The sequence below is a fragment of the Nocardioides sp. genome, from assembly GCF_025964975.1.
GTDB lineage: Bacteria > Actinomycetota > Actinomycetes > Propionibacteriales > Nocardioidaceae > Nocardioides.
In genome coordinates, this window is record NZ_JAOPXV010000136.1 from 1 (window position 1) to 18795 (window position 18795).

At 69.2% G+C, this 18795-nt stretch carries 23 protein-coding genes; 18 read left to right on the top strand and 5 right to left on the bottom strand.

Annotation, left to right across the window (positions count from 1 at the left end; all coding sequences use genetic code 11):
* Positions 1 to 153: 153 nt before the first annotated feature.
* Positions 154 to 399, bottom strand: coding sequence for a helix-turn-helix transcriptional regulator (locus JWN68_RS10215; protein ID WP_297738346.1), 246 nt, complete (start codon positions 397 to 399; stop codon positions 154 to 156).
* Between the two features lie 220 nt (positions 400 to 619).
* Here JWN68_RS10215 and JWN68_RS10220 point away from each other — a divergent pair, with 220 nt between their 5' ends.
* Positions 620 to 928: a hypothetical protein gene (locus JWN68_RS10220; protein ID WP_297738348.1), complete on the top strand. Its 309-nt coding sequence runs from the start codon at positions 620 to 622 to the stop codon at positions 926 to 928.
* A 526-nt stretch (positions 929 to 1454) separates the two neighbouring features.
* Positions 1455 to 2288, top strand: coding sequence for a Bax inhibitor-1/YccA family protein (locus tag JWN68_RS10225; RefSeq protein ID WP_297738350.1), 834 nt, complete (start codon positions 1455 to 1457; stop codon positions 2286 to 2288).
* A gap of 69 nt (positions 2289 to 2357) precedes the next feature.
* Here JWN68_RS10225 and JWN68_RS10230 read toward each other — a convergent pair whose 3' ends face one another.
* Positions 2358 to 3389 (bottom strand): SGNH/GDSL hydrolase family protein, encoded by a 1032-nt coding sequence (locus JWN68_RS10230; RefSeq protein WP_297738352.1) that lies wholly within the window; start codon positions 3387 to 3389, stop codon positions 2358 to 2360.
* A 40-nt stretch (positions 3390 to 3429) separates the two neighbouring features.
* Between JWN68_RS10230 and JWN68_RS10235 the strand changes: the two genes are divergently transcribed.
* Positions 3430 to 4818, top strand: a complete 1389-nt coding sequence (locus JWN68_RS10235; RefSeq protein WP_297738354.1) for a cystathionine beta-synthase — start codon at positions 3430 to 3432, stop codon at positions 4816 to 4818.
* 11 nt (positions 4819 to 4829) lie between these two features.
* The gene (locus JWN68_RS10240; protein WP_297738356.1) at positions 4830 to 5261 is read left to right on the top strand and encodes a hypothetical protein; all 432 of its coding nucleotides are present in this window, start codon (positions 4830 to 4832) and stop codon (positions 5259 to 5261) included.
* Here the strand turns inward: JWN68_RS10240 and JWN68_RS10245 are convergent.
* On the bottom strand, positions 5251 to 6099 hold the full coding sequence (locus JWN68_RS10245; protein WP_297738358.1) for an ABC transporter substrate-binding protein: 849 nt from the start codon (positions 6097 to 6099) through the stop codon (positions 5251 to 5253). The genes JWN68_RS10240 and JWN68_RS10245 overlap by 11 nt on opposite strands.
* Positions 6100 to 6132: 33 nt before the next feature.
* Between JWN68_RS10245 and JWN68_RS10250 the strand changes: the two genes are divergently transcribed.
* From JWN68_RS10250 to JWN68_RS10270, 5 genes are all read left to right on the top strand, one after another.
* On the top strand, positions 6133 to 6909 hold the full coding sequence (locus JWN68_RS10250) for a TSUP family transporter (protein WP_297738360.1): 777 nt from the start codon (positions 6133 to 6135) through the stop codon (positions 6907 to 6909).
* A 20-nt stretch (positions 6910 to 6929) separates the two neighbouring features.
* Positions 6930 to 7895 (top strand): YihY/virulence factor BrkB family protein, encoded by a 966-nt coding sequence (locus JWN68_RS10255; protein WP_297738362.1) that lies wholly within the window; start codon positions 6930 to 6932, stop codon positions 7893 to 7895.
* Between the two features lie 84 nt (positions 7896 to 7979).
* The gene (locus tag JWN68_RS10260) at positions 7980 to 8552 is read left to right on the top strand and encodes a hypothetical protein (protein ID WP_297738364.1); all 573 of its coding nucleotides are present in this window, start codon (positions 7980 to 7982) and stop codon (positions 8550 to 8552) included.
* Between the two features lie 19 nt (positions 8553 to 8571).
* A complete protein-coding gene (locus tag JWN68_RS10265) occupies positions 8572 to 9306 on the top strand; it encodes a VOC family protein (protein ID WP_297738366.1) in 735 nt (244 codons plus the stop codon).
* A 108-nt stretch (positions 9307 to 9414) separates the two neighbouring features.
* Complete coding sequence (locus JWN68_RS10270) at positions 9415 to 9939, top strand: hypothetical protein (RefSeq protein ID WP_297738368.1); 525 nt, start codon at positions 9415 to 9417, stop codon at positions 9937 to 9939.
* Here the strand turns inward: JWN68_RS10270 and JWN68_RS10275 are convergent.
* The gene (locus tag JWN68_RS10275) at positions 9871 to 10230 is read right to left on the bottom strand and encodes a YchJ family metal-binding protein (RefSeq protein WP_297738370.1); all 360 of its coding nucleotides are present in this window, start codon (positions 10228 to 10230) and stop codon (positions 9871 to 9873) included. The genes JWN68_RS10270 and JWN68_RS10275 overlap by 69 nt on opposite strands.
* 78 nt (positions 10231 to 10308) lie before the next feature.
* Here JWN68_RS10275 and JWN68_RS10280 point away from each other — a divergent pair, with 78 nt between their 5' ends.
* The 8 genes from JWN68_RS10280 to JWN68_RS10310 all read left to right on the top strand — a co-directional run bounded on the left by JWN68_RS10280 (position 10309) and on the right by JWN68_RS10310 (position 17033).
* Positions 10309 to 10560, top strand: coding sequence for a hypothetical protein (locus tag JWN68_RS10280; RefSeq protein WP_297738372.1), 252 nt, complete (start codon positions 10309 to 10311; stop codon positions 10558 to 10560).
* A gap of 75 nt (positions 10561 to 10635) precedes the next feature.
* Positions 10636 to 11163 carry a DinB family protein gene (locus JWN68_RS10285; protein ID WP_297738374.1) on the top strand — a complete coding sequence of 176 codons (528 nt, stop codon included), beginning with the start codon at positions 10636 to 10638 and terminating at the stop codon, positions 11161 to 11163.
* Positions 11160 to 11648: a GNAT family N-acetyltransferase gene (locus JWN68_RS10290; RefSeq protein ID WP_297738376.1), complete on the top strand. Its 489-nt coding sequence runs from the start codon at positions 11160 to 11162 to the stop codon at positions 11646 to 11648. Before JWN68_RS10285 ends, JWN68_RS10290 begins: the two co-directional genes overlap by 4 nt.
* A gap of 34 nt (positions 11649 to 11682) precedes the next feature.
* The gene (locus JWN68_RS10295; protein ID WP_297738378.1) at positions 11683 to 13068 is read left to right on the top strand and encodes a magnesium chelatase; all 1386 of its coding nucleotides are present in this window, start codon (positions 11683 to 11685) and stop codon (positions 13066 to 13068) included.
* Between the two features lie 12 nt (positions 13069 to 13080).
* Complete coding sequence (locus JWN68_RS10300) at positions 13081 to 15081, top strand: VWA domain-containing protein (protein ID WP_297738380.1); 2001 nt, start codon at positions 13081 to 13083, stop codon at positions 15079 to 15081.
* 275 nt (positions 15082 to 15356) lie between these two features.
* Positions 15357 to 16247: a DegT/DnrJ/EryC1/StrS family aminotransferase gene (locus tag JWN68_RS19315; protein ID WP_366519787.1), complete on the top strand. Its 891-nt coding sequence runs from the start codon at positions 15357 to 15359 to the stop codon at positions 16245 to 16247.
* A 9-nt stretch (positions 16248 to 16256) separates the two neighbouring features.
* Positions 16257 to 16586, top strand: coding sequence for a glycosyltransferase (locus tag JWN68_RS10305; RefSeq protein ID WP_297738382.1), 330 nt, complete (start codon positions 16257 to 16259; stop codon positions 16584 to 16586).
* Positions 16587 to 16790: 204 nt separating this feature from the next.
* Positions 16791 to 17033 carry a hypothetical protein gene (locus JWN68_RS10310; protein WP_297738384.1) on the top strand — a complete coding sequence of 81 codons (243 nt, stop codon included), beginning with the start codon at positions 16791 to 16793 and terminating at the stop codon, positions 17031 to 17033.
* 13 nt (positions 17034 to 17046) lie between these two features.
* On the opposite strand, the gene JWN68_RS10315 is transcribed toward JWN68_RS10310, so the two are convergent.
* Positions 17047 to 18381, bottom strand: a complete 1335-nt coding sequence (locus JWN68_RS10315) for an AarF/ABC1/UbiB kinase family protein (protein ID WP_297738386.1) — start codon at positions 18379 to 18381, stop codon at positions 17047 to 17049.
* 81 nt (positions 18382 to 18462) lie between these two features.
* On the opposite strand from JWN68_RS10315, the gene JWN68_RS10320 reads away from it, so the two are divergent.
* Positions 18463 to 18795 (top strand): pentapeptide repeat-containing protein (locus tag JWN68_RS10320; protein ID WP_297738388.1); only part of this gene is annotated, 333 nt, incomplete at its 3' end.

Here is an 18795-nt window from a genome sequence, read left to right on the forward strand (position 1 = left end):
GGGCCGGTGGCGGGCGTCTCGCCGTCTCCGCCCGTGGGTGCAGCTTGTGCCGGCAGGGCCAGCATTGCCGCCATGAGTGCCCCGATCACCAGGACCACCACAGTGTGTGCCGATCTACGAACTGTCACGTACTTCCTCCATCTTGAGTGGCGCTCAGTCCCACGACTGGGCGGTTGGGTTGGCGAGCAGGACGCGCCGGTCGGTGATGGCCAGCGCCGACATGAGGGCGTTGAACACCTGGGGCGACACGTGGCGGGAGTGACCCAGCTCGATCTTGGCGATGTAGGGCCGCTGAACGCCTACAGCAGCAGCCAGCTCAGCGACGCCGACCCCGCTGCGAATTCGCAGTTCGCGAAGGGCGTAGCCATGGACCTCGACGGTGGTGGGTGTCGTTGCCATGATGCGATACAAGCATGTCTAGAAACACATGACAACAAACAAGTTCGTCATCCACAGATCTGGCACTCCCCTCACCACACGCGACCGCCCTCAGTGGGCAGGGCGCCGTTCCTGCGTGGCACTGGATGTTCCTAGGTGTTTCTGCCACGGTTCACCTGTGGATATCGGTGGACCAGAACGCGCTGAACTCGGGAATCGCATCAGGGCCCAGAGAGAGCGGGTGTTCGGCACCAAGAGAGCTGCCTACAACGAGGCCGGTGTGAACCCCGGCACCTGGGACAAGGCCGAGGCCGGCCAGCCTGTCAGGAGCGACCGGCTCCGCAAGATCGTCGCAGTCCTCTGGCCCTCGAGCGAGGGCGACTGGCACTCGATCCCCGCTGTCGGTGCCCCCACCTATGTTGCTGCACCAGGGTCGAGACTCGACGGGGGCATAGGTGAGGACGAAGCCATCCAAGCCATCGAACAGATGCAGAGAGATCTCACCGCCATGTCCGAACGGCTGGAGCAGCTCAAGAAGCGCCGTCCCTAGCCCCTGGGTCGCACTGGCGGCGCGGCCCGACGTCGGCTTGCTACGCCTCCCGATCTCCGAGCCGGGCCGCTACTACCACCGGACGCGCTCGATCGTGCTGCGCTCTGGGCTCACCTTGATCGAGGAGCGGCGCTACCTCTGGCACGAACTGGTCCATGCCGACCGCGGGGATGAGTTGTGTCATGCGAGCGAAGTCAATGAACGCAGGGTGGATCGGGAAGCGGCCCGGCGGGCGATGCCTGTGAAGTCTCTGGCGTGGGCGGCGCCCCAAGCACAGACGTGGGCGGAGTTCGCGGACCTTCTCAAAGCACCCGAGGACTTCCTGCGGCTGCGATGGGCGACGGCTCATCCGGCTGAGCGCGCCTTCGTGGCGGAACTCATGGGGGAATAGCTGACGCGGGACATTCGAGCGTCTCCTGCTCGGTTCGGGAACACCGCGCGGCGTGCAGACGTTGACCATGTGAGCTGCCGGTAAGGTTGGCAGCACGTGATCCACTAGATCCGCCCGGCCTCCAAGGAGAGACCAATGAGAAGCAACAACCCCGTTTTCGCCCGATCCGAGCAGTTCAACGGTCGGGCCACCGCCCCGACATACCCCGGCTACGGCGACCCGTCGGGCTACGGCACCGGCGTCCCCGACCAGCAGGTCGACCAGGGCCGGATGACCGTCGACTCGGTGGTGCAGAAGACCGCGATCACGCTGGCCGTGGTCATCGCGTCCGCCGCCGCCACCTGGTTCTGGACCGGTGACACCATCACCGAGTCGGGTGCCAGCACCGACGCCGTCGGCAAGCTCTACCTCGCCCTGATGGTGGGCTCGTTCGGTGCGTTCGCGCTGTCGATGGTCAACTCGTTTAAGCGGGTCATCAGCCCGGCGCTGGTCATCGCGTTCGCCGTCCTCGAGGGCATCGCGCTCGGTGCCTTCTCGAAGGTCGTCCCGCTGGTTGCGGGTGTTGACCAGGGGATCGTGCTGCAGGCCGTCGTCGGCACCTTCGCCGCGTTCACCGGCACGCTGGCCGCCTACAAGTTCTTCGACATCAAGGTCACGAACAAGTTCCGCACCTTCGTGGTCGCGGCCATGTTCGGGATGCTCGCCCTCGGCATGATGGAGATGGTGCTGAGCTTCTTCGGCAACCAGATCGGCTTCTTCGGCTTCGGCGCCACGGGCATGCTCTTCGCCATCGGCGGGCTGGTGCTCGGCGTGTTCATGCTGATCCTCGACTTCGACTTCGTCGAGCAGGGCGTCGCGGTCGGTCTGCCGGAGCGCGAGTCCTGGCGGGCGGCCTTCGGCCTGACCGTCAGCCTGGTGTGGATCTACACCAACCTGCTGCGTCTGCTGGCGATCTTCTCGTCCGACTGATCAGCTTCACGTCACGAGCCGGCACCCCAGGGGTGCCGGCTCGTTGGCATTTCACGACGGAGAGATCCCTCAGCCTTCGACTGCCTCGGTCGAGGAGGTGTCCGACTCCTCCGGAGTCTCGGCGTCTGCGCTGGGGGTACGCCGACGGTGCCGCAGCTCGACCCAGCGCCCGCGGAGCCCGCGCTGGGATCCGGAGACCTCCGTGCCGCCCAGCTCGGTCCCGGCGGTCTTGACGGCTGCGGCAGCGGCCGTCGCGACGGGCAGCACGCCTTCGCCGCGGAAGGGCTCGGGCTTGATCTCGTCGTCCGGCATGAGTCCCAGAGCGGCCAGGCAGGAGGGGATGAGGACCGAGGCGACCTGTTTGTAGCCGTCGGCCGAGGGATGGAACCGGTCAGGTCCGAAGAGCAGGGCCGGGGCCGCGTCGAACTCCGGCCCCAGGATGTCGCCCAGCGAGACGGTGCGACCACCCTCCTCGACGACCGTGATCGTCTGGGCAGCGGCGAGGCGACGTGACCACTGACGGGCGACCTGCTTCAGCGGCGGCGCGATCGGGCGGATGGTGCCGAGGTCGGGACACGTGCCGACCACGACTTCGGTGCCTGCGTCGTGCAGGCGGCGGACCGCCTCGGCAAGGAAGCGCACGGAGGCCGACGGCGCCACCGTGTGCGTGACGTCGTTGCCGCCGATCAGGATGATCGCCACGTCCGGACGAGTCCCCAGGATCTTGTCGATCTGGCTGTCGAGGTCACGCGACTTGGCGCCGACCACCGCGACGGCGCGCAGGTGGACCCGCCGCTGGGCTTGGGCGGCGACGCTGCTGCCGATGTGAGCGCCCGGCGTGTCCTCCACCCGGTCGACGCCGTAACCTGCAGCCATCGAGTCGCCGAGGAGGGCGATCTTGATGGCCGGGCCCGGACGGCCCCTGCCGTACCAGCCGGTCGCGTCGGGGGGTGTTGTCCCGTCGTGGGTGCCGATGGCGCGGCGGGCCAGCTTCGCCTCAGCCACCAGGACGCCGTACAGCCCGGCTCCGAGCACGGAAAGGCCTCCGCCACCGAAAGCGGCTGCTGATGCGAGCTTGCGCGCTGCGCCTACTGTCCCCACGACTTCATGTTACGCGTCAGTAGATGGCTACATTGACCATGTGAAGTATGTGAACTCTCTCCTCGACCTCATCGGCAACACTCCGCTGCTCAGGCTGTCCACGTCCCTCGACGAGCTTTCGGGGGTCGGCCCGATCGTGCTGGCCAAGGTGGAATACCTCAACCCGGGCGGCTCCGTGAAGGACCGCATCGCGATCCGGATGATCGAGGCGGCTGAGGCCTCGGGGGCGCTGCAGCCCGGCGGCACCATCGTCGAGCCCACCTCGGGCAACACCGGCGTCGGTCTCGCCATGGTGGCGCAGGCCAAGGGCTACAAGTGCATCTTCGTGTGCCCTGACAAGGTCAGCGAGGACAAGCGCAACGTCATGAAGGCACTCGGCGCCGAGGTCGTCGTCTGCCCCACGGCGGTCGACCCCGAGCACCCCGACTCCTACTACAACGTCAGCGACCGCCTCGCCTCGCAGCCCGGCGCCTGGAAGCCCGACCAGTACTCCAACCCGCACAATCCGCGCTCGCACTACGAGACCACCGGGCCGGAGATCTGGGAGCAGACCGAGGGCAGGATCACCCACCTCGTCGCGGGTGTCGGCACGGGCGGGACGATCAGCGGCATCGGTCGCTACCTCAAGGAGCAGAACCCCGACATCCAGGTGATCGGGGCCGACCCTGCCGGCTCGGTCTACTCCGGCGGCACCGGTCGCCCCTACCTCGTCGAGGGTGTCGGTGAGGACTTCTGGCCCACGACCTACGACAAGGACATCGCCGACCGCATCATCGAGGTCTCCGACGCCGACTCGTTCGCCTTCACCCGCCGGCTCGCCCGCGAGGAGGCCCTGCTGGTCGGTGGGTCCTCCGGCATGGCCGCCTTTGCCGCCAAGCAGCTCGCCCAGGAGCTCGCTGCCGAGGGCCGCGACGACGCCGTCGTCGTGGTGCTGCTGCCCGACTCGGGTCGCGGCTACCTCACCAAGGTCTTCAACGACGAGTGGCTGGCGTCGTACGGCTTCGCCACCGAGACCAGCTCCGAGGCGCGCACCGTCGGCGAGGTGCTCCGCGGCAAGTCCGGGCAGCTGCCCGACCTGGTGCACACGCACCCGTCGGAGACGATCGCCGAGGCTGTCCACATCCTCCAGGAGTACGGCGTATCGCAGATGCCCGTCGTGCGGGCCGAGCCGCCCATCGTGGCGGCCGAGGTCGCGGGCTCGGTGTCCGAGCGGGCACTGCTGGACGCCCTCTTCGCCGGGTCGGCGAAGCTGACCGATGCGGTCGAGGACCATATGTCGCCGCCCTTGCCGACCATCGGCTCCAGCTCCCCGGCACGCGAGGCGGTCGGACTGCTCGAGTCGTCGGACGCCGTGCTGGTGCAGGAGGACGGCAAGCCGGTCGGCGTACTGACCCGGCAGGACCTCCTCGCGTTCTTGGCCCGAGGGTGAGACTGGGAACCATGATGTCGATTGCTCGCGGCGCTGCTGCCGCACTTCTGCTCCTGCTCGCCGTCGGTTGCTCCGACGACAAGTCCGCTGCAGCTCCCGCGAAGGACCCCGACAAGGTGCAGGTCGAGCTCGGGGAGGAGTTCACCTGGAAGGACTTCACCGTCTCCAGGGGTTGGCAGCTCGAGACCACCGAGCAGATGATCGAGATGGAGATGCAGGAGCAGCCGTTCGTCACCGGCGAGGTCACCAACGACGGTGACGAGACCGGCTACGCGGTCTTCGAGTTCGTCTTCGTCGGCGGCGGTGAGCTCCAGGCCACCATTCACTGCACCTCGGAGCTCGAGCTGGCTCCGGGTGACGCGTCTCCGATGGACTGCCCGGGCTTCGGTCAGGTCATGCCCGAGGGCTACGACCTGATCCAGGTGCAGCCGATCACCCGCTGACCTCGTCGAGGATCGCCGCCAGCTCCTCGATCCCGTCGAGCAGCCGGGGGCCCGGTCGCGCCCACGACGCGTTCGCGTCGACGGCGTGCACGGGTATGCCGACCGGCAGCCGGCCCGCGATCTCGTCGGCCAGCGACTGGGCGCCCGCGCGGTCGAAGCCGCAGGGCGCCACGATGACCACGTCCGGTGCGGCGGTCAGAACGTCCTCCCACGTGGTGCGGACGCTCGTGGTTCCGGCGGTCCCCAGCACGGGCTCGCCACCGGCGAGGTCGACCATCTCCGGGATCCAGTGGCCGGGCGCGAACGGCGGGTCTGTCCACTCCAGGACGACGACGCGTGGCCGCGGGCGCCGCGCCACGCGGCGTACGACCTGCTCCAACCGCCGGTGCAGGGACTGGACCAGAGCGTCGGACTCGGCGACCCGACCGGTCGCTCGACCGAGGGTGCGGATCGAGTCGAGGACGTCGGCGAGCGTGTGCGGGTCGATGGTGAGGACCTCGGCCGTGGAGCCGAGGTGGGCCAGCGCGTCGTCGACGACGGAGACGTCGACGGCGCACACGGCGCAGAGGTCCTGGGTGACGACGAGGTCAGCCTCGAGGTCGGCGAGGGCGCCCTCGTCCAGATGGTAGAGGTCGTCCCCGGCGGCCGTGGCGGCGACGACGAAGTCATCGATCTCCCGGGGCGTCAGGCCCTCCGGTATCGCCGTCGTCGAGACGATGCGCCGCGTGCGCGCCTCCGCGGGGGTGTCGCACTCGAAGGTGACGCCCACGACGTCGGGTCCGGCGCCGATCTCGAAGAGGATCTCGGTGGTCGAGGGAAGAAGGGAGACGATGCGCACGGAGCCGAGGTTAGCGCTGACTAGGGTGAGTCCATGGAGCTGTCGACCACGACGATCGCCCTCCTGGTGCTCGCAGCGCTGGCCGCGGGCTTCGTCGACGCGGTCGTGGGCGGCGGGGGGCTGATCCAGCTGCCCGCGCTGCTGATCGGTCTGCCGGGAGCGTCGGTGGTGCAGATCGCAGCCACCAACAAGCTGGCGTCCTTCTGCGGGACCTCGATCAGCGCGGCGACGTACTTCCGCCGGATCAGACCGGACCCCCGGACCTTCCTGCCGATGATGCTGGCGGCGTTCGTCGGCTCCTTCGGTGGCGCCCTTGTCGCCTCGATGCTGCCGCGGAGCGCCTTCGACCCGATCATCCTGGTCGCGCTGGTGCTCGTCGGTTCCTACGTGTGGTTCAAGCCGAGCGTGGGGGAGCTGACGAAGCTTCGGTTCTCCGGGGGACAGCACCTGTCCACGGTCGCGCTCACCGGGCTGGCGGTGGGGTTCTACGACGGCTCCATCGGTCCGGGGACGGGGTCGTTCTTCGTCTTCGCCCTCGTGGGTCTGCTCGGCTACAACTTCCTGGAGGCTTCCGCAAAGGCCAAGCTCGCCAACTGGGCGACCAACCTGGCTGCCCTGGTCGTCTTCGTGCCGCAGGGAGCCGTGCTGTGGGAGCTGGCGCTGCCCATGGCGGCCGCCAACATCGCCGGCGGATATCTCGGGGCGCGGGTCGCGGTGGCGCGCGGGTCGCGATTCGTGCGGATCTTCTTCCTGGTCGTGGTGACTGCCCTCGTCCTGCGCCTGGCCGGAGGCCTGCTCGGCCTCGGGTGACGGGCAGTACCGTGCATCGTGTGGGCGTGGTGGAGAAGGTCGACGGCTTCCAACGCCGGCACAAGGTCATCGGGTTTCCGCTGGCGGTCGTCTACAAGTTCTTCGACGACCAGGGCAACTACCTGGCGGCGATGCTGACCTACTACGCGTTCATCGCGATCTTCCCGCTCATGCTCCTCGGCACCTCGATCCTGGGCTTCGTGCTCGAGGGGAGGCCGGAGCTGCAGGATGCCATCCTCAACTCCGCGTTGCGACAGTTCCCGATCATCGGTGACCAGCTGGGTCGACCGGAGGGCTTGCGCGGCTCGGCGGCAGGCGTGACGTTCGGGACGCTCGCCGCGCTCTACGGATCCCTGGGCCTTGCCCAGTCGCTGCAGAACGCCATGCATGTCGCGTGGTCGGTGCCCCGCAACTCACGGCCCAACCCGTTCTACGCACGGTTGAAGGGGGTGCTGCTCCTGCTCACCGCGGGCGTCGCGCTGCTCTCCGTCACCGTCGCGGCCACCATCGCCAGCACCACCACCGCGTTCTTCGAGGTGGGGACGAAGTGGCTGCTGACCCCGATGACCGTGCTCATCGCCGGGACGATGCTGACGATCCTCTTCCGATTCGCCGCCACCGGCCAGCACAGCTACCGGCGTTCTGCTCCCGGGGGCTTCGCGCTGGCGCTCATGTGGCAGCTGCTCCAGCTCCTCGGGGCGTTGTACGTCGCCGAGGTGCTCGTCGGTACCACCGCAATGACCAAGACCTTCGGGCTCGTGCTCGGGCTGGTCGGCTTCCTGTTCATCGCGGCGGTCATGGCCGTGCTGGCGATGGAGATCAACGTGGTGATCGCTCACCGCCTCTACCCCCGGGCGCTCTTGACGCCCTTCACCGACGCCGTCGAGCTGACGCCCGCCGATCGGCGCGCCTACGCGGCGTACGCACGGATGCAACGTCACAAGGGCTTCGAGCAGGTCTCGGTCACCTGGGAGGAGAGGGAGTAGACGTCGAGGGAATGCTCTTGTGGTGTCGGCATTGTAACGGTGTAATCATGTAATCAATACATGAACCCAAGGCAAGGAGACACCATGGACGCCCCAGACCCAGACAACCGTCGCGGCGCTCGCCGAGGGGAGGGCGGATCGCGCGGCCGCGGCGGCTGGCAGGCAGCAGACCTGCCGAGCGCCGACGACAGCGCAGACTGGTTCGCCGGTCGCCTGCCCTCCGAGTGGTTCACCGACGTGGAGGTGACCACCGACCGTGAAGAGATCCTTGTGATCGGCACCCTCGCCGACGAGTCGGCCACCGACGCCGAGGCCGAGGGCCGGATCAGCCGGTTCCGGTCCGAGACCCGCGAGCAGCGGATCGAGATCGCCCTCGAGGCCGAGGCGCGCTACCAGCGCAAGGTCTCGTGGGGCGCCCGCATCGGTAGGACCACCGCGCTGTTCACCCACGTGTCCGCCCCGGTGATGACACGCCTGCGCCAGCCCGAGCGCCGGGTGCTCGACACCCTGGTGGATGCCGGCGTGGCCCGCTCGCGCTCAGACGCACTCGCGTGGTCGGTCCGTCTCGTGGGCGAGCACGCTGACGAATGGCTCGGTCAGCTGCGCGACGCGATGTCGGCGGTCGACAAGCTCCGGGGCGAGGGTCCTGCGCTCTGACCTCACCTAGGCTCCGAGCATGTTCTGGATGAGCGCGTTCCTCGACGTGCCTGCTCCCGACTTCGAGCGCTCCGTGTCCTTCTGGTCCGCCGTCACCGGCTACTCGCCGTCGGCGCGCCGCGGGGCGGATGGTGAGTTCCTCACACTCGTCCCGCCGGCGGGGGACGACCACCTGCGGATGCAGCGGGTGGGGGACGCGTCACCGCGGATCCACCTCGACCTGCACGTCACCGACGCTCGGGCCGCGGCGGACCGGGCCGTCGCGCTCGGCGGCGTGCAGGTCGTCGACCAGGGGTACGTCGTGGTGCGCTCGCCCGGCGGACTGAGCTTCTGCTTCGTCTCGCACCCGGCAGCCCAGCCTGCGCCGCCGGCGTCCTGGGCAGGTGGTTCGGTCAGCATCGTCGACCAGGTCTGCCTCGATATCCCGGGGGCGATCTTCGACGGGGAGGCCGCCTTCTGGCAGGAGCTGCTCCAGTGGCCGCTCAAGGCTTCGCCGTACGCCGAGTTCGAGCGACTCGTCCGACCGGACGGCCAGCCCCTGCACGTCCTGCTGCAGCGGGTCGGCGACGAGGGACCGGTGCGCGCGCACCTCGACCTCGCCTGCTCGACCCGCGGGCTCGAGCTCGAGCGCCACCTCGGCCTCGGCGCCACGTTGGTCGCGGAGCACGAGCAGTGGACGGTCCTCGACGATCCCGCAGGCATGGCCTACTGCCTGACGGACCGGGCTCCGCAGCCCGACTTAGGCAGGAAGTGACCGAGGTCCCGAGGTTTCGGACCCGTTGCCGCACGGCGTGGGCTCCCGGGCGCGGCGATGGAGTGATGATCGAACGTCTCGCCCTTGCCGTACCCTTCCTGCCCACGCATGAACGCTGCCGGTGAGGTGGTCGTTGGCGCGGTCGACCCGACCGGCGACCAGCTGCGCCTCGCGCTGCTCCTGCTCCGCCTCGGGGTGGGTGCTGCGCTGATCGTCCTGGCCTTCAGCGAGAAGCTCACGAACCCTGCCATGGCCATCGACACCCTCGAGCGCTATCCGGCGCTCGACGTCTTCGGACTGGTCGGGATCCAGGTCTCGCCGGAGACCTTCGTGGCGATCGCCGGGGCGACCGAGCTGCTCTTCGGCCTGCCCGTGATCTCGGGTGCCTTCCCGCAGGTGGCGGTCCTGGTGGCCATGGTGCCCTTCAACGCCACCATGCTGCTGTTCGGCCAGACCGAGATGGTGGGTCACCTGCCCGTCTACGGCGTCTTCCTGGCCCTGCTCGTCTACGGCTCGAACGCGCGTACCCCAGCCGACGTCAGGTGGCTGCCGACGCCGGGCGGCTCAGCCAGCCGCGGCGACGTAGACCCACCGCCCGCCACGTCGCTCGAAGACGCTGCGCTCGTGCAGTGAGCCGGCGCCGCTGGGCGAGTCGTAGTCGGCGATGAACTCGACCTCGTCGCCGACCGCTTCCAGCACCCGCAGCCGTAGCCACGCCAGGCCGGCTGCGGGTGTCACGTCGTCCGGACGGGTGCGCGGGTGCCACGTGCGGAAGACGTAGTCGGACTCGCCGAGGGCGTAGGCCGCATAGCGCGAGCGCATCAGCTGTTCCGGCGTCGCCGCCTGGGCGGTGCCGCGATGCAGGGGTCCGCAGCAGGCGTCGTACGTCGCAGCGGAACCGCACGGGCAGGGGTGGGTGAACATCCGTGCCACCCTAGGGGTGGAGTGCGTCAACGATCGACAACCTTTCAACCATCCGGCTCATCTCATCCGGGTCCCCCATTGAAGGAGTTCATCTTCAGCACCACTCGACGCAACAAGCCGCGAGCGCCGCAGGTGCCGACCGGCAAGGTCGAGTTCGTGCTGCGGCGCAGCGGCATCAAGATCGCCATGAGCGTCGTGAGCCTCCACACGGCCGGCGTCGCCAGGGCGACGTTCCTCAAGGTGCGCGCGTCGGGCACCTACCAGGTGGTCTCCGTCTACCGCGGCAGCGCCAACTTCCTGAGGTTCCAAGGCACGATCAAGATCGTCTGACGGACCCAGCGACGACGGACCGGCCCCCCCGAAACCGGGTTGGCGGTGTCGGTGCCGGGCGCTAGCGTCGCGGCCATGCCCGACACCGACCGCGACAGCCCGCCCACGCACGGACCCGAGCTGTTGCAGCTGCGGGCCTGGCTCGACTTCCACCGCCAGACGCTCAAGCACAAGGCCGCCGGTCTCGACCAGGGACAGCTCGCGCAGTCGCTGGCCCCGAGCACGCTGACCATCGGCGGGCTGCTCAAGCACATGGCCCTCGTCGAGGACAACTGGTTCTCGGTCGTCCTGCTCGGCAACAACGACGCCGAGCCGTGGCGCGGTGTCGACTGGGACGGCGACCCCGACTGGGAGTTCCGCACCGCCGCCGACGACTACCCGGAGGTCCTCCTCGGACTGCTCGACGACGCGATCAGAGCCAGCGACCGCATTCTCGACGAGATCGGCGACGACCTCGACCTCGTCGCGAAGGTGACGAGTCGGCACACCGGCACGCCCTTCGACCTGCGCTGGATCCTGATCCACATGATCGAGGAGTACGCCCGGCACAACGGCCACGCCGACCTCATCCGCGAGTCGATCGACGGCACCACAGGCGCGTGAACATCCGGACCGCAGGCGACGACGACTGGCCCGGGATCTGGCCGGTGTTCGACGCAGTCGTCCGGGAGGGGGAGACCTACGCCTTCCCGCTCGACCTGACGAGGGAGTCCGCCAAGCCGTGGTGGATGTCGGAACCGCCCGGGGAGACGGTCGTGCTCGAGCAGGACGGCGCCCTCCTCGGTACGGCGAAGATGGGCCCGAACAGGCCCGGCCGCGGGGCGCACATCGGCACGGCATCCTTCATGGTCAGCCCCACCGCGCGCGGCCGCGGGGTCGGGCGTCGCCTCGGAGAGCACGTCGTGGCCTGGCACCGCGAGCGGGACTTCGCAGGGATCCAGTTCAATGCCGTCGTCGAGACCAACACCCCCGCCGTACGCCTGTGGCAGGACCTCGGCTTCGAGATCATCGGGACGGTGCCCGACGCCTTCGACAGTCCGACCCACGGCAGGGTCGGGCTGCACGTGATGTTCCTGCCACTTGGTTGACCACCGGCTTGACGGCCGGGGATAGCGTGAATGCGTGACGCACCCAGACATCGCGACCCTCGGACAGCTTCGCGCCTCCGGCCACGAGCTCAAGGCACTCCGGGTCGAGCTGCGCGACAACCTGCTCGCCCTCCTGCGCGACGGGATCGATCCCTGGCCCGGGCTCCACGGCTTCGACGACACCGTGGTCCCGCAGCTCGAACGCGCGTTGATCGCCGGGCACGACGTCGTGCTCCTCGGGGAGCGGGGCCAGGGCAAGACAAGGCTGCTGCGCTCGCTGGTCGGTCTGCTGGACGAGTGGTCCCCGGTGATCTCTGGCTCCGAGCTCGGCGAGCATCCCTATGACCCGATCACGGTGGGTGCCAAGCAGGCGGTGGAGGCCCACGGCGACGACCTGTGGATCTCGTGGCGGCACCGCGACCACAGGTATTCGGAGAAGCTGGCCACCCCGGACACGAGCGTGGCCGACCTGATCGGTGACGTCGATCCGATGAAGGTCGCCGAGGGTCGCTCCCTGGGCGACCCGGAGACGATTCACTTCGGACTGATTCCGCGCTCCCACCGCGGGATCGTGGCGATCAACGAGCTGCCCGACCTCGCCGAGCGGATCCAGGTGGCGATGCTCAACGTGATGGAGGAGCGCGACATCCAGATCCGTGGCTACGTGCTCCGGCTGCCGCTCGACGTCCTGGTCGTCGCCTCGGCCAACCCGGAGGACTACACCAACCGCGGCCGCATCATCACCCCGCTCAAGGACCGCTTCGGCGCCGAGATCCGCACGCACTACCCGCTCGAGATCCTCGACGAGATCGCCGTGATCCGGCAGGAGGCCGACCTCGTCGCCCAGGTCCCCGACGTGCTCGTCGAGATCCTGGCGCGCTTCACCCGCAACCTGCGCGAGTCCAGCGCTGTCGACCAGCGTTCGGGCGTCAGTGCGCGGTTCGCGATCGCGGGCGCGGAGACGATCGCCGCGTCCGCGCTGCACCGCGCGACGGTCAGGGGTGAGGACGACGCCGTCGCCCGCGTCGTCGACCTCGAGACCGCCGTCGAGGTGCTGGGCGGCAAGATCGAGTTCGAGACGGGAGAGGAGGGTCGGGAGAGCGAGGTGCTGACGCACCTGCTGCGTACGGCGATCGCCGAGACGGTCCGCGGCCACTTCCGCGGCCTCGACCTCGGCCTGCTCGTCGAGGCCGTCGAGGACGGCGCGACCATCGCGACGGGCGCCCGGACGACGGCTCTGGAGTTCCTCTCCGGCCTCCCCGTGCTGGGCGAGTCAGAGATCTACGACGACATCGGGACCCGGATCGGTGCCACCAACGACGGTGAACGCGCCTGTGCGGTCGAGCTCGCCCTCGAGGGGCTCTACCTCGCCCGGCGGGTCGGCAAGGAGTCCGACGGTCGCGAGACGGTCTATGGCTGAGCTGCGGTCCCCATGAGCCGCTATCGCAAGTACGCCGGCGGCGATCCGCTCGCCCCTCCGGTCGACCTGGCCGAGGCGCTGGACGCGATCGGCCAGGACGTGATGGCCGGCTACTCGCCCGAGCGCGCGATGCGGGAGTTCCTGCGACGCGGCGGTCAGGACCAGCAGGGGCTGGACGACCTCGCGCGGCGCATAGCGGAGAAGCGCCGCGACCTGCTGCAGCGGCACAACCTCGACGGCACGATGCAGCAGGTGCGCGAGCTCCTCGACAAGGCCGTGCTGGCCGAGCGCGGACAGCTCGCGCGCGACGTCGTGATGGACGACGCGGACCGCGCGCTGCGCGAGCTGGAGCTGGAGAGCCTGCCGGAGTCCACGGCAGCCGCGGTGGCCGACCTGGCGACGTACGACTGGATGAGCAGCGAGGCGCGCCAGGCCTATGACGAGATCAAGGACCTCCTCGGTCGCGAGATGCTGGACCAGCGCTTCGCCGGGATGAAGGAGGCGATGGAGGGCGCGACCGACGAGGACCGCGCGGCCGTCAACGAGATGCTCAGCGACCTCAACGACCTGCTGGAGAAGCACAGTCGAGGCGAGGACACCGACGAGGACTTCGCCGACTTCATGGCCAAGCACGGCGATTTCTTTCCCGAGGGCCCCGAGAACATCGACCAGCTGATGGACGCCCTTGCCGAGCGTTCGGCGGCGGCCCAGCGGATGCTGAACTCGATGACGCCCGAGCAGCGCGCGGAGCTGATGCAGCTCTCGCAGCAGGCGTTCGGCTCACCGGAACTGATGCAGCAGCTCGCGCGGATGGACGCCAACCTCCAGTCGCTGCGGCCTGACCTCGACTGGGGTGGCTCCGAGGGCTTCGGCGGGGAGCAGGGGTTGGGTCTCGGCGACGGCACCGGCGTCTTCCAGGACCTCGCCGAGCTCGATGCGCTCAGCGACCAGCTCTCCCAGTCCTACGGCGGAGCGCGGCTCGACGACGTCGACCTCGACGCACTGTCGCGACAGCTCGGCGACCGGGCGGCCGTCGACGCGCGCACGCTCTCCGAGCTCGAGAAGGCCCTGCGTGACTCGGGCTACCTCCAGCGCGGCTCCGACGGCGAGCTGCGCCTCTCGCCCCGGGCCATGCGTGAGCTGGGCAAGGCCCTGCTGCGCGATGTCGCGACTCGGATCGGCGGCCGTCAGGGCCAGCGGGAGAGCCGGAGCGCCGGCTCGGCGGGCGAGCTCTCCGGGGCGACCCGGGCCTGGGAGTACGGCGACACCGAGCCGTGGGACGTGACGCGGACGATCACCAACGCGATTGTCCGGACGGCCGGTGAGGACGGTCCCCTGCGCCTGAGCGTCGAGGACGTCGAGGTCCAGGAGACCGAGGAGCGCACGCAGGCCGCCGTCGCCCTGCTCGTCGACACGTCCTTCTCGATGGCGATGGACGGCCGCTGGGTGCCGATGAAGCGCACGGCGTTGGCACTCCACCAGCTGATCAGGTCGCGCTTCCGCGGCGACCACCTGGAGCTGATCGGCTTCGGCCGGCACGCCCAGGTGATGAAGATCGAGGAGCTGACCGGCCTTGACGCCCGCTGGCAGAAGGGCACCAACCTGCATCACGGGCTGTTGCTGGCGAACCGCCACTTCCGCAAGCACCCCAACGCGCAGCCGGTCCTGCTGATCGTCACGGACGGCGAGCCCACCAGCCACCTGGAGCCCGACGGCGACGTGTGGTTCTCCTATCCGCCCCACCCGCTGACCATCGCCAACACCGTCCGCGAGCTGGACAACTCCCGTCGCATCGGCGCCCAGACCACGTTCTTCCGGCTCGGCGACGACCCGGGTCTGGCGCGCTTCATCGAGTCCATGGCTCGCCGGGTCGAGGGCCGGATGGTCTCGCCCGAGCTCGACGACCTGGGTGCTGCGGTCGTCGGCTCCTATCTCGGCGCCCGGTCGGCGTCGTCGTACCGCGAGCAGTTCGGCGGCTGGGGCGGCGGCGACCGCGGCTTCTGGGTCGGCTGATGGCATCGTCAGGTCCCGGAGCACCACCAACCTAGGGTGATGCTTCCGCGTGCCAAGAAGACCACCACCATGCTCCGCGCCAGCGATGAGCAACGACGTCTCCGGAACGGAGCGAGCAGATGCCGGCCTTTGTCCATCCACAAGCGCTCTGCGAGAGTGACACCGTCGGTGGGGGCACGAGGATCTGGGCCTTCGCCACGTCCTGCCCGGCGCGGTGATCGGCGACGACTGCAACATCTACGACGGAGTCTTCATCGAGAACGACGTCGTGGTCGGTGAGGCAGCCTGGTGGTGCTCGACCACCGCTCAGATCTCCCGTTCGTTCCCGAGCGGACCTTCGTCGTCTACGACGTCCCAGTCGCGACGTCCGTGGCGAGCACGCGCATCGGGTGTGCGAGCAGCTGGTCTGCCTGCGCGGGTCAGTGCAGGCGCTCGTGGACGACGGGCGTGACCGTCGCCGTCGCAGTACAAGTACTCCGAGGACGCGGTTCTGCTGGTCTATGCCACGGGCGGCGGACCTGGCACCCATCCTCGCCGTCTGTGCCCAGGCCGGCGTTGCGGTGGTCGAGGACGGTGCGCAGTCCATCGGTGCGGCACGCACCGGCGTCATGGCTGGCTCGAGCGCCGACGCGGCCGCGTTCAGCTTCTATCCCACCAAGAATCTCGGCGCGCTGGGAGACGGCGGCGCGGTCACCACGCGTGATCCCGGCACCGCGGAGCGGATTCGCCGGCTCCGCCAGTACGGCTGGACGGAGAAGTACCGGGTCGGACTTCCCGGTGGCTGCAACAGCCGCCTCGACGAGAGGCAGGCAGCTGTGCTCACGAGCCGGCTGCCGGCGCTGGACTCGAACAACGAGAGACGGCGGGCGATCAGCAGTCGCTACCGGGGGCGAGCCAGCCCCCGCCTGAGGTTGCTTCCCGCGTCCGATCGAGGACATGCGGCACATCTCGGTGTGTTGGTCACCGACCACCGGAGCGAGCTGGTCGAGCACCTGAGCGCCGGCCCGCATCCGCACGGACGTGCACTACCCGGTGCCCGACCAACCTCAGCCCGGCGTGGTCGGAGCACGCACATCAGCCGCTCCCCGTCACCGAGCGGTTGGCCTCCCAGGTCTTGTCCGTGCCCGTCTTCTCGGAGCTCACCGACGCCGAGATCGATCGGGTAGGTGGCGCACTTGAGTGCTTCTGAGGTGGCTGGACCGCCGTCCTTGTCCGTGGTGGTCCCGGTCTACGGCATCGAGGCGACCTTGCCGGAGCTGGTGGACCGGCTGGGATCTCTGGCCGAACGGCTGCCGGGAAAGCTGGAGGCGGTCTTCGTGGTCGACGGCTCGCCCGACGGTTCGCTGGCGGTGCTCGAGCGGATCCTCCCCGACAGCCCGCTTGCCTCCCAGGTGGTGGTCCACTCCCGCAACTTCGGCTTCGCGGGTCTTCTGAGGTCTCTACCGCAGGCTCAGCAACAAGGACATCCCTCCCCGCGGGGTCGACGTGTTTGCCTGCACCCGTGAGGTGTCGGCCAGGATCCTCGACCTTCGAGAGGCGCCCACGTCGCTCGTGGGCTTGCTGTTCTGGGTGGGCTATCGGCGGGTCGAGACGCCATACCGACGCGCACCGCGACCCGGCGGGAAGTCCGGGTGGACGCTGCACAAGCGGATCCGCTACCTCCTCGACTCCGTGTTCTCCTTCACCGACCTGCCGATCCAGGTCTGGCCGTGGTCGGTCTGGTCGGCACGGTCGTCACCACCGTGGTGTCAGTCGTCGTCTTTGTCGCCTGGCTGGTGGGCAAGGTCGAGCCACTCGGCTCCACCCCGCTGATGCTCGTGATGCTCTTCTCCACGTTCCTGCTGACCAGCGGTCTGGCGGTGGTGGGTTCCTACGTGTGGAGGACCTACGAGAACAGCAAGGGACGGCCAGGGGTCATCGCCATGCGCCACCACGAGCTCAACGACTTCTGAGCGACCTGACGACTCAGACGTCGGCGAAGCCGGGGAGGTGCTCGGTCAGGATCGTGCGGAAGCCGGCCCTCGCCTCGAGCTGGCTCAGCAGGCCGAGGCCGCCGAGCCAGGTGCGGTGGATCAGCAGGTAGGACGTCGGCAGGTTGAGCTTGGTGGCCATGGTGAACGCCGGGTCGCGCGGGTTGTTGATCCGCTCGAACTGCTCCCGCATCCAGGCCCGGGTGAAGCGGAAGTCGTCCTCGCGCGCCGGCTCGACGAAGGGGGAGAGGTAGTCGAGGACGAGCTGCGGGTCGACCTTGACGTTGTCCTTGATGAAGCCCTCCTCGCGCAGCCCGGCGACGAGCGTGTCGGGGTCGGCTTCGACGGCCACGCGGATCAGGCGGCCCATGGCCTCGGGGAAGTTGCGGTCAGGCAGGCGGGCGACCGCCCCGAAGTCGAGGATGCCCAGCCGCCCGGGCTGGCCGTCGGCCCCCGGGATCGGACGGAAGTTGCCCGGGTGCGGGTCGGCGTGCAGCATGCCGGTGCGGACGGGTCCCACGAACAGGAAGCGGGCCAGGAGCTCGCCGTAGCGGTCGCGTTCCTCCTCGGTTCCGGTGCGGATGACCTCGGCGAGCGAGTACGGCGACTCCAGCCACTCGGTGACGATCGCCTCGCCACCCACGGCCACGACGTCGGGGATGACGTAGTCGGGGTCGTCGCGGAAGGCGTCGGCGAAGATGCGTTGGGCCTCAGCCTCGAGCTCGTAGTCGAGCTCGTCGGCGGCCCGCGCCTGCAGCTCGGCCACCAGCGGCTTGATGTCGATGCCGGGGAAGACCGGGGCCACGCTCCGGGCCACCCGGGCGATCTGGCGCAGGTCGCTCATCAGTGCCTCGCCCGCGCCGGGGTACTGCACCTTGACGGCCACATCCCGCCCGTCGTGCCACCGGCCCTTGTGGACCTGCCCGATGCTGGCCGACGCGGTCGGGCCACCGTCGAGCCACACCAGGTCGTCCGACCAGTCGGGACCGAGGTGCGTCGTCAGCTGGTCGCGGACGGTCTGGGTGGGCATCGGCGGTGCATCGTCCTGGAGGCGGGTCAGGTTCTCGCGGTACGGCGCCGCCACGTCCTCGGGCAGGGCGGCCTCGAGGACGCTCAGGGCCTGGCCGAACTTCATCGCTCCGCCCTTGAGCTCGCCCAGCGTCCGGAACAGCTGCTCGGCCGTCCGCTGCTGCACGTCGCTCAGCACGGCCTCCGCGGGCGCCCCACCCAGCCGCTTGCCGAAACCCATCGCCGTACGACCCGCGTAACCGAGCGGAAGAGCCGCCAGCCGGGCACTGCGGGTGATGGCTTTGCGCGGCAGGTCGCTCATGTCCCCCAGTGTCCCTGATGCCCGGTCACGACGTGCCTCGGCGCGCTGCCGGGCATCGGTGGCAGGCCCTATCGTGGCGGCATGGGGGAGAAGATCCGGGGCAAGGACTTTGTCGGCGCGTGGTTTCACGGCTCCACCTTCATCGGGGCGAGCTTCCGCGACAGCGACCTGCGCGGCGTGACGATCAGGGCCTCCTGGGTGGAGGGCATGCGGGTCGACGGCGTCCACGGCGAGGTGGAGCAGGTCTTCGTCAACGGCATCGACGTGTCGCCCTACGTCACGAGCGAGCTGGACCGGCTGTTCCCCGAACGGGTCGCGGTGCGGTCGGTGCCGACTGCCGCCGACCGGAGGACGGTGTGGGCTCGACTGGATGAGCGGTGGGACGAGACCATCGCACGCGGCTCCGCCCGGGAC